The organism is Trichocoleus sp. FACHB-46 (assembly GCF_014695385.1).
GTDB lineage: Bacteria > Cyanobacteriota > Cyanobacteriia > FACHB-46 > FACHB-46 > Trichocoleus.
On sequence record NZ_JACJOD010000025.1, the window covers coordinates 1 to 13,497 of the forward strand.

Sequence of the window (13,497 nt, forward strand, 5' to 3'; positions counted from 1 at the left end):
GAGGAGGTCACCAAGGAACCGTGCATCGCGGAGAACAAGCTACCCCCGAATACACCTGCCACACCGAGTTGGTGGAAGGGGTGCATCAAGATGTTGTGCTCAGCTTGGAACACCAACATGAAGTTGAAGGTACCGGAGATTCCGAGGGGCATGCCGTCGGAGAAGGAACCTTGGCCGATGGGGTAGATGAGGAACACTGCGGTTGCGGCTGCGACAGGCGCAGAGTAAGCGACGCAGATCCAAGGACGCATGCCGAGGCGGTAGGAAAGTTCCCACTCACGACCCATGTAGCAGAAGACGCCAATGAGGAAGTGGAAAATCACCAACTGGTAAGGGCCACCGTTGTAGAGCCACTCATCGAGGGAAGCCGCTTCCCAGATGGGGTAGAAGTGGAGGCCGATCGCGTTGGAGGAGGGGACGACAGCACCAGAGATGATGTTGTTGCCGTAGATGAGGGAGCCAGCGACGGGCTCACGGATGCCATCGATATCAACGGGAGGAGCCGCGATGAAGGCGATGATGAAGCAGATGGTGGCGGAGAGCAGGGTGGGGATCATCAGGACGCCGAACCAGCCTACATAAAGGCGGTTGTCGGTGCTGGTGACCCAGTTACAGAACTGCTCCCACAGGTTGGCGCTTTCGCGTCTCTGTAGAGTGGTAGTCATGTCTGGATGAGTGCTTAATGAACTACAAAATGATGCGTGGATGTTTACTCCACTTAAGTCTTAGGTTAGACGATCTATTTAATTTTGTAAAGCAGTTTATGAGTATTAATTGCTGGATATTTAACTTTTATTTACAAATACCTCCGTTTGATTGGCACCTCTTGTTTTAGCGATCGCTGGGGAAAAGATCCAGCTTTAAGTTGGCAACTGCTTGCTTCAGGTCTAAAGCTAAGTACCGATCAACTGGTTGATAAGTCCAGTACAGAAGGCTTTGAGGTGCTTGACAAGTCTTATGAAATCCGATCGCTGGCTGTAACTCTTCGTAAATAGGATGAATCGCAAGTGCGTAAATGTCGCATAAGTTGGGGAAGTCTTCCTGCATGGCCACTAAGGTCTGTCGGCCATCTTCCAAGAATTGATACATCTGTTGCCGCTGCATGTAAGGCGGATCAATCATCCAAGAGCGGACAAAAATAGAGGTGCAGTCTGGATCTCCTGGAGTAGCAATCTTAAATGGGTCAACTTCAGTGCTGGTCGTGAGGTAAAGGCTCTTAGTGGGTGGCAAGAAAAAATTAACTTCAGATTCACTCGCGACGGGAAATAGGATGTTAATCCCAACGGCAGTCAAGTTGTCACATCGGCGCAGCACCCGCATCCCCTTAGGATATTGTTGAGCCCAACACCGCAAAATTTTGGCAATTTTCTGAGGTGCGATCGCGGAAGGGTCTTTGTCCATCCACGAGTAGTTACGCGCCAATAAGTTGGCAATAGGAATCGTATCGGTTCTGGGGTTAAAGGCGTCTGGTAAAACCTCGGGCAAGCTTGGGTCTTTTGGTGGTGGAGGTGATGGTAAGGGCCGAATGCCAATGCAGATGGTGTGACCATCAAACTTTTTTTCTATCAGACCTAAAGCTGCTAGGCGATCGATCATCATGCCAGCCGCGCGATCGCTCCCTCGTTCTGTTTTGCTGTAAAACAGTTCAGCTGCCTCACGGTGAGTGCAAGGTACTAGCCCTTCTAAACTCCCTAAGGCAGTTAAGGAAGCTTTAGGCATCTGCCCCAACTGAAATTGTTGTTTGAGAAATAGATAAGCCCATAACTGCACCAAGCACTCAGCCCGTCGCTTTGTTAACCCAACTCGACCGATTCCCATCCATTGGGAAACATAATGTTGCTGCTGTTGTACCGGAAACCATTGGTCTAATAATTCAGGTTTTAGGGAGGAAACAGTTTTGTCTACACTGCGTCCCTCAGCAATCAGTTTAGAGCGGCTATCAAAGTTAATCATTCAGCAATACCTGAGTCGGCAGAGTTTTAAAGGATTCAGCGCTTGCAGGATAGGGCTTAAACAAAAGAGCACCCTAACGAGTGAGTCTTGAAAAGGCAATTCAGTTGAAAATCTAGACTACAGGAAAGCCAAAAAAGGTTTAGTAGTTACTTCCTGCGCTTAGGGGATAACAGCTCAAGGTTGCCCTAGGCGCTGTTATAGCTGAGGTAAGCCGCTGACAAATCTAGTGCGGCTCCAATTTTTTTGCTTAATTGACACTATTATTCCGCAATTTCTCTATCGAGAAAGGAATTGTAACGGAAAACTTCACCTCACTTCACCCTGGTTCACCTCACTTCAGCGTGGTTAGTTGCACTTCAGGATTCTGGTGCTGCCTACTAGCTGCTCATTGCATGTTCATTCTTAGAGCACGCAGAATAGCGGCATGATTTGAGGCACACTTCCATGACAGCCCGTCTACTTTCTAATCCCGTAGAGGCTCAATTCCTCAAGACTGCATCGCTCAATCATTACTTCCTCAACAGCCAAATCTTCACCAGACGCACCTTCAAATCCCCTATGGAGCGAAGAGATGAAGTGCCTACAGCTAGCACATCGGTTTTGGAGATGCTCTGGAGTACTCTGTTGGAGGCTTTGCCTCAAGGAGTAGTGGTGCTCTCTCGTAATATGCAGCCACTTTATCTAAACGAGAGAGCTAATCATCTGTGCCAACTTCTAGCTTCAGGCGATCGCCAACCTGCTAGCCCACCGTTAGTGATCTCAGAAATTGGCCACCGCTTGTTAAAAAATGCTAGTTCTACCAAGCAACCTCTCGTTGTCGAACGCCAAACTCCTCAGGGGCATCTGATTCGCATCCGAGCTAGCTGGCTACAAGTGAACCCGACTGATGGCGTTGCCAGTTCAGCTAACGATTCTCAGTACATTTTGGTGATTTTAGAGAACTGCACTGAGGTACTGCGAGAAGAATTACAGATTGAGCAAAAAAGATACGACCTGACTGAACGCGAAACCGAAATTTGGATGCTGCTGCGGCAGGAATACAGCTATCAAGAAATTGCTAAAACATTACGCATCAGCTTGAACACGGTCAAAACTCACGTCAAAAACGTTTATGCCAAAAAACGGAGCTGCCAAGGGCGAGAACAGGTTGTAGTGTTTTAAGCAATGATTTATAAGACTAAGCGAGTAAGACTCAGCAAGGGCAGCTAGACTTCTAAGTTGCTTGTCCTTGCTGCTGAATCTATGCCTCTACCCACAACAGCCACCGTTACTTATAGTCCTGCTTACACTTTAGTACCCACTTATGAGTGCTTTAATCGTTGCGCCTACTGCAATTTTCGAGTTGATCCAGGAGAGGATGTTTGGTTGTCTTTGAGCGAAGCTGAAACTCAATTGCGGCGAGTTCGCTCTCAAGGTGCCATTGAAATTTTGCTGCTCAGTGGTGAAGTGCATCCGCGCAGTTTGCAGCGAGTTGACTGGCTGCAACGAATTTCTGATTTAGCGGAATTGGCTTTATCTCTGGGACTACTGCCTCATACTAATGTTGGGCCTCTAACTTTTGAGGAGATGTCGCAGCTAAAGGCTGTAAATGTTTCTATGGGGTTGATGCTAGAGCAAGTTACCCCAAAGTTATTAGAAACCGTACATCGCCATGCTCCTAGTAAAGTTCCTCAACTGCGACTGCAACAGTTGGCTTGGGCAGGGGAACTGCAAATCCCTTTCACAACAGGATTATTATTAGGCATTGGTGAAACTCCAGGCGATCGCTGGGCAACCCTAGAAGCGATCGCACAGCTACAGGAGCGCTGGGGACATATTCAAGAAGTAATTTTGCAACCTCATAGCCCAGGCCAAAGCCAAGTTTGGCAGGGAGCTACCTTCGCCGCAGAAGAACTGGTCGAGGTAATTGCGACAGCTCGGCAGATTTTACCTGACGGCATTACTTTACAAATCCCTCCTAATCTAGTGCAGCAACCAGACTTACTATTGGCTTGCTTAGCAGCAGGAGCGAGAGATTTAGGTGGAATTGGGCCGCGAGATGAAGTGAACCCCGACTATTCCCATCCAGAATTGGAAACTTTAACTGCGATCTTGGCCCGAGAGGGCTGGCAGCTAGTACCTCGCTTGCCGGTTTATCCTAAGTATGATCATTGGCTACCAAAGCGATTGCAAACACTAGTGCAGCAGTGGCGTTCTACCTTACAAACCCAAGTTGGCGATGTCCACTCAAATTAAAGCGGCTGCTCAGATCTAATCTCTGAACAGCCTACTTGCATTGGTATTTATCTAGTAGGTTTGGCGATCGCCGTCCCTAACTTGCTGCAATTATTTAGGAGTATCCTTCAAGACATCCTTCAATGCAGTGCGAGCCGCTAGATGATTTCGCGTAGAAGTGAGGATTTCTGCTTCCCGTTCTAACCTAGCTACCGTATCTTGCATTTCTAAAAGAGCTTGCTGCTCACTCGCAACTCCGTATAGATTACTGGCTACCCAGTGGGAAAGCTCTAGCGGTAGATCAGGAATACTTTCCGGTAGTTCGATAACCTGACCTGTCAGCTTGGCTGAAAGATGAACCACGTCGCGAAGCAATTGCTCAACTTCAGTCGCTAAAGGTTGTAAGTTTTGTTCGGTAGGCTGGTCTTCTATCCACTCTACAAGCCCTACCCGATAAGGCTTTTCTCGGACATATTCCAACACTCGAAACCGTTGTTGTCCCAATGTCCATATCTTCATACGGTCATCAGGCAAGCGTTGAAATTGAAGAATTTCAGCACAGCATCCTACCAGAGCAGGTTTTCCTTCAACCGGGTCCCACATCAACACTCCGAAGCGGCGATCGCCCTCCAGAATCGTGTTCATCATGATGCGGTAACGGAATTCAAAAATGTGCAGAGGGAGAGGCCGACCGGGAAACAGAACTACTTCTGGCAGGGGAAATAGAGGAAGTTCTCGAACCGCAATTGATGAGGAGGATGCCATTGTCTAAAGATTAAGAGACAGTGCTTCTGTCTCTACTCTATCCCATATAAGGGAGTCATCAGGGCACCACCAAAAGTTTTCCGTAGAAACCTATTATTTGAACTTACTTAAATTGCTCAGAACGCAAAGGCAAATTAATAAGAATAAGAAGCCCCTCAAAGCTCATGCCTCACGCTTTAAGGGGATAAAACCAACACTAATTTGATCTGGCCCAATGTTTTGAGGCGTAGGCTAGCAAGGTCAAGACCAAGTTTTTCCAACCTCTATAGAACTTCCCTAGCGTTACTAGAGCTTGACTTCAATATCAACACCAGCTGGTAGATCTAGCTTCATCAAAGCATCGATAGTTTTTGAAGAAGGCTGGTGAATGTCAATGATGCGGTGATGTGTCCGAGTCTCAAAGTGCTCTCGGGAGTCTTTGTCTACGTGAGGCGATCGCAGGAGGCAATAAATTCTCCGCTTAGTTGGTAAAGGAATCGGTCCAACTGCTGTAGCGTTTGTGCGATTTGCAGTATCAACAATCTTTTCGCAAGAAGTGTCCAAGAGGCGACGGTCAAAAGCTTTGAGGCGGATACGGATTTTTTGCTGCTGAATAGTTGCCATTTTAGATTTATTCGAATTGTCGAGGTTCTACGGTCTGAAAAATAGTCTGTATAGCAGAGTGCTATGCCAAAAAAGCGGGAGCAGAAAAGCACAATACCGAAATGGCACTTCTTTTCTGCTCCTAGATCATCAATAACAGAGAGTTACTTGAGGATCTTAGAAACGACACCCGCACCGATAGTACGACCACCTTCACGAATAGCAAAGCGCATACCTTGCTCAATCGCGATCGGGTTGATCAGTTCTACAGTCATCTTGATGCGATCGCCAGGCATGATCATTTCAGCTTCACTACCGTCATCGGAAGTAAAGGTGGTGATGGTGCCAGTTACATCAGTGGTACGAACATAGAACTGAGGACGGTAGCCAGGGAAGAAAGGAGTGTGACGACCACCTTCTTCTTTCTTCAAAACATACACTTCAGACTCAAACTGAGTGTGAGGAGTGATGGACTTGGGCTGAGCAATTACCATGCCCCGCTCAATATCAGCTTTCTGAATACCACGCAGTAGTAGACCCGCGTTGTCTCCTGCCATCCCTTCTTCAAGGCTCTTCTTGAACATCTCGATACCCGTTACAGTGGTGCTGCGAGTGTCCTTGATGCCCACCAATTCAACGGTGTCACCAACCTTGATTTTTCCGCGTTCAATCCGGCCAGTTGCGACTGTACCACGACCTGTAATGGAGAATACGTCCTCTACCGCCATCAGGAAGGGCTTATCAACTTCACGCTCAGGAGTTGGGATGTAAGCATCAACTTCATCCATGAGTTGGTGAATTTTATCAACCCACTGGTTTTCACCTCGTTGCGTTTTAGGATTAGCAGTCATGGTTTCTACTGCTTGCAGCGCTGAACCAGCAACGATAGGAATATCATCGCCAGGGAAGTCGTAGGAGCTGAGGAGTTCACGAACTTCGAGTTCTACCAACTCAAGCAGTTCTGCATCATCCACCATGTCTTCTTTGTTTAAGAAGACAACCATTGCTGGAACACCTACCTGCTTCGCGAGCAGAATATGCTCACGAGTTTGAGGCATAGGGCCATCAGCCGCAGACACCACTAGGATGGCACCGTCCATCTGAGCAGCGCCAGTGATCATGTTTTTGACATAGTCAGCGTGGCCAGGACAGTCTACGTGAGCATAGTGACGGTTGGCAGTCTCATACTCAACGTGAGCTGTGTTAATCGTAATACCCCGAGCCTTCTCTTCAGGTGCGGCATCGATTTGATCATAATTTCTAGCTGCTGCCTGACCCAAAGCAGCCAGAGTCATAGTGATTGCAGCAGTTAGAGTGGTTTTACCGTGGTCAACGTGACCAATGGTACCAATGTTAACGTGGGGTTTAGTCCGTTCAAACTTTGCGCGTGCCATGGATTATGTGTTCCTCTTCCTGATTATGCGTTCCCTTTACTCTTTGCGATGATTGTTTCAGCCACGTTGCGAGGTACCTCGTCGTACTGGCTAAATTCCATCGTAAATGTACCGCGGCCCTGAGTCATAGACCGGATATCCGTGGCATATCCAAACATCTCAGCTAATGGAACCTTAGTGGTTACCTTAGCAATTCCCTGTTCAACTGTTTGACCTTCAATTTGGCCTCGACGGGAAATAAGGTTACCCATGACGGAGCCGAGGAATTCCTCAGGAGCCTCAGCCTCAACCTTCATTACAGGCTCCAACAGAACAGGGGATGCCTTCATCACAGCTTCCTTAATTGCCATTGAACCAGCAATCTTAAAAGCCATTTCAGAAGAATCTACATCGTGATAAGAGCCGTCTACCATCGTGACTTTAACGTCAATCAGTGGGTATCCAGCTAGAATTCCAGACTCACAGGCTTCTTTCATGCCCTGTTCTGCTGGGGCGATGTACTCTTTAGGTACAGTACCACCAACAATCTTAGAGACAAACTCAAAGCCGCTGCCTGTTTCACCCGGTTGCAGTTCAATCACAACGTGACCGTACTGACCCTTACCACCACTTTGGCGGATAAATTTGCCTTCAGCTTTAACTGCCTTGCGTATAGTTTCACGGTAAGCGACTTGGGGAGCACCTACATTGGCTTCCACTTTAAATTCCCGTAGCATGCGATCTACAAGAATTTCTAAGTGCAGCTCACCCATGCCTGCAATCACGGTTTGATTGGTTTCAGGGTCAATACTAACCCGGAAAGTTGGATCTTCTTCCGAAAGCGCTTTAAGGGCCTTGGAAAGCTTCTCCATGTCTTGCTTGGTTTTTGGCTCTACCGCAACCGAGATCACCGGCTCTGGGATGTAAAGAGATTCCAGGATTACAGGAGCATTTTCATCGCAAAGCGTGTCCCCAGTCAAGGTATCCGACAAGCCAGGAATAGCCCCTAAGTCACCAGCACGCAGTTCATCCACATCAATCCGGTCATCGGCTTTCAAGATGATGAGGCGGGAGACGCGCTCTTTCTTGTTTTTGGAGGCGTTTAGGATGTAGCTGCCCTTCTTCAAGACACCTGAGTAGACTCTAACGAAGGTTAGCCGCCCGACGAACTTATCGGACATCACCTTAAAGGCTAGAGCTGAGAACGGCTCACTATCGCTTGGACCCCGCTCGACCGTTGAGCCATTGGGCAGTGTTCCCTGAACAGGAGGGATATCCACTGGAGCAGGCAGGTAATCAATTACTGCGTCCAGCATTTGCTGCACACCTTTGTTTTTAAAGGCAGAGCCACAGAGCATCGGAACAATCATTCCAGCAATCGTTCCTTTACGGAGCGCAGCTCGAATTTCCTCTTCCGTTAGCTCTTCACCATTTAGATACTTCTCGGTGAGGGTATCATCGGTTTCCGCAACAGACTCGATCAGCTTCAGACGGAACTCCTCAGCCTGCTCCCGAACTTCCGCAGGAATTTCAGTTTCCTCAATGTCAGTTCCTAAGTCATTTCTGTAAATATGAGCACGCATGCGTACCAAATCTACGAGACCCTTGAAGTTTTCTTCAGTACCAATGGGGATTTGTACTGGAACCGCATTGGCACGCAAACGATCGCGGATCTGACCGTAAACCTTGAAGAAATTAGCTCCAGTCCGGTCCATTTTGTTAACAAAGACCATTCGAGGGACTTTGTAACGATCGGCTTGACGCCACACAGTTTCAGATTGAGGCTGAACTCCGCCTACTGAACAAAAGACAGCAATAACACCGTCTAACACCCGCATGGAACGTTCCACTTCAATCGTGAAATCTACGTGTCCCGGAGTGTCAATGATGTTGATCTTATATTCAGGCTCGCCCGCCAGGGCTTTAGTCGGGTTTTTAGGGTCGCGACGGGCCCAAGCAGTACTGATTGCGGCAGCAGTGATGGTAATGCCCCGCTCCCGCTCTTGCTCCATCCAGTCAGTGATGGCAGTTCCGTCATGGACTTCGCCAATCTTGTGAACTACACCGGAGTAGAACAAAATTCGCTCTGTTGTTGTAGTTTTGCCCGCATCAATGTGGGCAGCAATACCAATGTTGCGTACTCGTTCAAGCGGGGTGGTGCGTGACACGGCTACCTCCTTTATCTTTGCCGCAAAAAATTTGCGCTTCTTTTAGAATTCTATACTTTTGTTACGGAAACCAGGGTTCGGAGATCAGTACCGATAGTGGGCGAAAGCCTTATTCGCTTCAGCCATGCGGTGAGTTTCTTCACGCTTACGAATCGCGCTACCAGTCTCGTTAGCTGCGTCCATTAATTCATTCGCTAGCTTGCCAGCCATAGTTCGGCCAGCGCGTTGACGAGCAAACTGACTTAACCAACGTAAAGCTAAAGCAGTTCCTCTATCAGAGCGAACTTCCATAGGGACTTGGTATGTTGCTCCACCTACTCGGCGAGCTTTTACTTCAACTAAAGGAGTTGCGTTTCGTACTGCTCTTTCAAATAGCTCTAAGGGATCTGAGCCTGTCCGTTCCTCAATGGTTTTGAAAGCATCATAAACAATGTGGGAAGCAACGGACTTCTTGCCACTCTTCATAATCCGCCGCATCATCATGCTGACTAGGCGACTGTTGTATACAGAATCAGGAGGAACAGGACGTTTTTGAATAACAGTACGACGAGACATATTGAGCCTTTAGAGAAAAGATTGCGGAACTACTATTTTGAATGCAATTCGAGATTTATTCAGTCAAAAACAAGCTCGGTAAAGCAAGAAGCAATACGACCATTGTATAGAATTGGCCAAGCCAAAAGACCGAGATACTTTTCAAGCTTCTCTAAGGCCGTATGCAATAGCCCAGTCTTCCAAGCAAGGCTTGCAACTTACTAATACTTGCTTCTTCAGCGTTAACCGATACGAATGACAAGCTTGGGCTTTACTTTTTAGCAGTAGCGCGCTTGGTACCGTACTTGGAGCGACCTTGACGGCGGTCTTTAACTCCAGCAGTATCCAAGGTGCCCCGGATGATGTGGTATCTCACACCGGGCAGATCTTTGACCCGACCGCCTCGAATCATTACTACAGAGTGCTCTTGCAGGTTGTGACCGATACCTGGGATGTAGGCTGTGACCTCAAAACCAGAAGTGAGACGAACCCTGGCAACTTTACGCAGAGCGGAGTTGGGCTTCTTAGGAGTGGTCGTGTAAACTCTTGTGCAAACGCCACGACGCTGAGGGCAACTCTTCAGAGCCGGGGATTTGGTTTTCTTCTGAACTTTCTGACGTTCGCTACGAATGAGTTGCTGGATAGTGGGCATGAGTTATGGCGTGCGCGGCCTTTCGCTGCTTCAACAAACAACAAATTCTAATCTTACCGAGTTAATGGAGTCAATGTCAATTTTTTGGTGAACAATCTCAAATCCTTGAGGCTCAAGCGACGGTCGTGTGTTGCTGAGCTGCCTGCTATATCAGTGCTTGAGTGGTTTTGAGGGAACAGTTCGATTATCAAGTCAAATTGTAACGTTTAGCTGACAGAGAAGGAGTTACCACAACCACAGCTTTGAGTGGCATTGGGATTGTGGAAGCGGAAGCCGCCGCCCATCAGGTCTTCGGAGTAATCTAAGTTTAAGCCGCTTAAAACGGTTAGGCTTGAGCGAGCGATCGCAACTTGAATGCCGTTGCAGTCATACAACGCGTCATTAGGCCCGACTTCTTCGTCAAATTCTAGAGTGTAGGACATACCCGAACAACCACTTGGCTGTACTCCCAAACGGAATACGGCATTTGGCTTGCGGCACTTCTGCTTGAGACGCAAGATTTCTTTAATTGCGGCTTGACTGAGCTGGAGCATCATTCACCGAGTTTTTCACTAACTTTTTGAGTGAGTTTTGAGTAAGTGCTTTAAAGAGAATTTACAGCGCTAATAGTATCCTACTAACGCTGCCAGCTTGCTTAAGTTAATTCAATTTAGAACTTAAAACGCTACTTGATTTGCGAAGCTGTACGGGCGTAATCGTCTTGAAAACGCACGATGTCATCTTCGCCTAGGTACTCACCGTTTTGCACTTCAATCAAAACCAAAGGAATTACCCCAGGGTTCTCCAACCGATGACTAGTACATTGCGGTACATAGGTGGATTGATTGCTGCATAAAACTAGCTCTTGATCACCACAATTGACCCTAGCGGTGCCAGAAACTACAATCCAATGCTCACTGCGATGATGATGCATTTGCAGACTGAGACGATGTCCTGGCTTTACCTCGATTCGCTTAATTTTGTAGCCTCGGCCCTCTTCTAAGATCGTGAAAGAACCCCAGGGACGCAATTCTGTTGCAGCGACTCCCTTGGAAGTAACAGGGGTAGCTGTAGGGAAGGTAGACGCTTGAGGAACTTCTTGAAGCTGGGCCACGATTTCTCTCCTTAAGAACTGCTGGAAAGGGATGTTTTAGTCAAGATTAAGAGGGTAAATCTCCAAATCCTAGAAGCCACAAGGTTGGCCTGAAGGCAAACATAGCAAATGTGGCCTAGTTGATGTCACCCATGAGTTAGGTAAATCGGCAAATTTACATCAAGTCTTTACTCACTGCCAGGGAACTTCAAAGCAGCTTTAACTTTTTGTGAAAAAGTGTAGTTAGAAGTACTTATGGTCTGGGTTGGATAAATACTCCAATGCCGTTGTGAACCCGAGCGGCGGTTTGAGGAGGACGATTGAGAATTTGACCACCCAGATACAGAGTTGTAGAACTGCCACCATCTAGGTTCAGGGCGTCGATCGCTCCCATTTGTTGGGTCAGTTGAGCCACTTCAGCCAAAGTTGGACCCACCCCTCCGACTCGATTGTGAACCGCCGCTATCATTAGGGTGCCCTCCCCATTCGTGCCGATTACACTGCGAACCGCTCTTTCCTTAACAAAGGCATCGCTGAACTTTTCTGCTTTAGCATCGAGCACAATTTGCCGATTTTGTACTAACAATGGACCCGCACCCATAATTTGGGTATAGCGGTCAAAGTCAGCGGGTGTAGTTTCACCCTCCAGTCGTACCGCTGTATTAACGGGTAGAACACCGGCAGCAGCGCGATTGGCCCGTAAGGTCAGCAAATAGCCATCACTAGGGATTGGGAAGACACCTTTATTTGCCCCTTCACCAGGCTGTTGAGCGGTTACTTGGTTGTTGCGAACCGTGACAATGATTTCGTTGTCAGTCAGTGGTGTGTAAGCAGCTCCCCAAAGCGAGGTATAGCGAGCAATGCCTGCCTGAACGTAGCCACTGTTGACTGACAAAACGGGTAGGCGTTGCTGAGTGGAAGTGCTAAGCGTTTCTTGGAGCGTCAGGCGATCGATTTTTACGTCTCCTGCCTCATTCCAAGCGATCGCCCCTCGGTTCAAAATTGGGCTGGATACCCAACGGCCATCTTGCCGAATGGCGCCGAGTGGTAACTGGGTTTTGCGATTAAAAAAGCCCCCGTTAATAGCCGCGGCGACTTGCCAACGCTGAGCGGTTTGCACGAGGGGAGCAATGCCGACGAGAGAACTGGTGTTGCTCCAAATTGGCCCTAGTTTCAATCCGGGCTGACGCAAGTTCACCGAGAGCCAAACCACAGGAAAACGAGAGCTACCCAGCGCAAGAAATTGTTGTTGCCAGCGTAGCCCTGGAGCCCACAATATATTGCGCTCTACCATAGCGTCGGGTCTAAGGTCGATAATGAGCCGATTGGGCTGGGATAAAGTTGAGAACTGTGGTTGCAAACCCGCCGGAATATCCAGGCGCAATGCTAGTTGGTTCTGAACAACTTCCAGTTTTAGAGGAATACCTGCCCGCGGTGGAGTTCCTGGGGGAGTAGCAATAGGGCGAGATGGTGTGGTGCTAGGTGTGGGGCGTATAGGTCTGGGCTGGAAACGCTGAATTAAAGCTGGTTCAGCAGCTGCGTTGAGCGTTACAGTTAAGGCTTGGCCTTGCTGATCGACTTGCCAAGGGGTAGGACGGTCTAGATCTACAACAATGCGAGTGCCCCAAGGCTGACGGCCTTGCCGAATAGAGGTCAGTTGCGATGTGGGGGCATTGATGAGAAGCGTACTGCCCGATGTTCTTACTTGCCAACCAGTGCGAGTTGCTAGCTCCGTAATATCTAAATAGCGATATTGCTGACTGTGACGGACGGCTAAGTTGAGTGAGCTCGAAGTGGGGCTAGAGTACCACTGCACGGGCTGTTGTAGAGGGTCATTGGTGTTTAACAAATCCACCCCAGTTGTACGCAGTAAGCCTGTGTCACTAATTCCTGTACGAATTTGATTACTATTAGATTGCCACTGCCCCCAAGCAACGGGCCAAATGCGACCATTGAGAGAAATTTGGGTTCCCTGCTGTAACAATTGGGCAGATGAAGAGGTTGGTGAGGTACTGGGCGATCGCGGAGTCACCGGAGTTGCTTGACTGAGTTGAGCGATCGCAGAGGGTACAGCTCCACTCTCTACTCTGTCCACAAAGGCACCCATTAGGAGGTAGCACAACGCTAGTAGGGGTGAAAGTAAAAATCTTGAAGGAAGATGGAGGGACCGAGGAGCAGGTTTGG

The 13,497-nt window shown here is 48.3% G+C and carries 12 protein-coding genes and 1 pseudogene; 2 read left to right on the top strand and 11 right to left on the bottom strand.

Annotated elements, in window-relative coordinates:
* Both H6F72_RS14980 and H6F72_RS14985 read right to left on the bottom strand, forming a co-directional pair.
* Positions 1-665 (bottom strand): annotated as a pseudogene (locus H6F72_RS14980) (photosystem II q(b) protein); the annotation flags it as partial.
* A gap of 166 nt (positions 666-831) precedes the next feature.
* Complete coding sequence (locus tag H6F72_RS14985; RefSeq protein ID WP_242016954.1) at positions 832-1,953, bottom strand: hypothetical protein; 1,122 nt, start codon at positions 1,951-1,953, stop codon at positions 832-834.
* A 444-nt stretch (positions 1,954-2,397) separates the two neighbouring features.
* On the opposite strand from H6F72_RS14985, the gene H6F72_RS14990 reads away from it, so the two are divergent.
* Together H6F72_RS14990 and cofG are read left to right on the top strand one after the other, a co-directional pair.
* Positions 2,398-3,114: a LuxR C-terminal-related transcriptional regulator gene (locus H6F72_RS14990; RefSeq protein WP_190437042.1), complete on the top strand. Its 717-nt coding sequence runs from the start codon at positions 2,398-2,400 to the stop codon at positions 3,112-3,114.
* Between the two features lie 81 nt (positions 3,115-3,195).
* Positions 3,196-4,188, top strand: coding sequence for a 7,8-didemethyl-8-hydroxy-5-deazariboflavin synthase subunit CofG (gene cofG, locus H6F72_RS14995; RefSeq protein ID WP_190437044.1), 993 nt, complete (start codon positions 3,196-3,198; stop codon positions 4,186-4,188).
* 90 nt (positions 4,189-4,278) lie between these two features.
* Here the strand turns inward: cofG and H6F72_RS15000 are convergent, their stop codons facing one another.
* The 9 genes from H6F72_RS15000 to H6F72_RS15040 form a co-directional block, all read right to left on the bottom strand.
* Positions 4,279-4,932 carry an LON peptidase substrate-binding domain-containing protein gene (locus H6F72_RS15000; RefSeq protein WP_190437046.1) on the bottom strand — a complete coding sequence of 218 codons (654 nt, stop codon included), beginning with the start codon at positions 4,930-4,932 and terminating at the stop codon, positions 4,279-4,281.
* Positions 4,933-5,217: 285 nt separating this feature from the next.
* Positions 5,218-5,526 carry a 30S ribosomal protein S10 gene (gene rpsJ / locus H6F72_RS15005; RefSeq protein WP_370527507.1) on the bottom strand — a complete coding sequence of 103 codons (309 nt, stop codon included), beginning with the start codon at positions 5,524-5,526 and terminating at the stop codon, positions 5,218-5,220.
* A 152-nt stretch (positions 5,527-5,678) separates the two neighbouring features.
* Complete coding sequence (tuf, locus tag H6F72_RS15010) at positions 5,679-6,908, bottom strand: elongation factor Tu (RefSeq protein WP_190437052.1); 1,230 nt, start codon at positions 6,906-6,908, stop codon at positions 5,679-5,681.
* Positions 6,909-6,931: 23 nt separating this feature from the next.
* Positions 6,932-9,055: an elongation factor G gene (gene fusA / locus H6F72_RS15015; protein ID WP_190437055.1), complete on the bottom strand. Its 2,124-nt coding sequence runs from the start codon at positions 9,053-9,055 to the stop codon at positions 6,932-6,934.
* 84 nt (positions 9,056-9,139) lie between these two features.
* On the bottom strand, positions 9,140-9,610 hold the full coding sequence (gene rpsG, locus H6F72_RS15020; RefSeq protein ID WP_190437058.1) for a 30S ribosomal protein S7: 471 nt from the start codon (positions 9,608-9,610) through the stop codon (positions 9,140-9,142).
* Between the two features lie 250 nt (positions 9,611-9,860).
* Entirely contained in the window at positions 9,861-10,241 is a 381-nt protein-coding gene (gene rpsL / locus H6F72_RS15025) for a 30S ribosomal protein S12 (protein WP_190437061.1), read from the bottom strand.
* 206 nt (positions 10,242-10,447) lie between these two features.
* A complete protein-coding gene (locus H6F72_RS15030) occupies positions 10,448-10,777 on the bottom strand; it encodes a HesB/IscA family protein (protein WP_370527504.1) in 330 nt (109 codons plus the stop codon).
* A 128-nt stretch (positions 10,778-10,905) separates the two neighbouring features.
* A complete protein-coding gene (locus H6F72_RS15035) occupies positions 10,906-11,334 on the bottom strand; it encodes a cupin domain-containing protein (protein WP_190437064.1) in 429 nt (142 codons plus the stop codon).
* A 232-nt stretch (positions 11,335-11,566) separates the two neighbouring features.
* Positions 11,567-13,420 (bottom strand): phosphodiester glycosidase family protein, encoded by a 1,854-nt coding sequence (locus H6F72_RS15040; RefSeq protein ID WP_190437066.1) that lies wholly within the window; start codon positions 13,418-13,420, stop codon positions 11,567-11,569.
* Positions 13,421-13,497 lie beyond the last annotated feature (77 nt).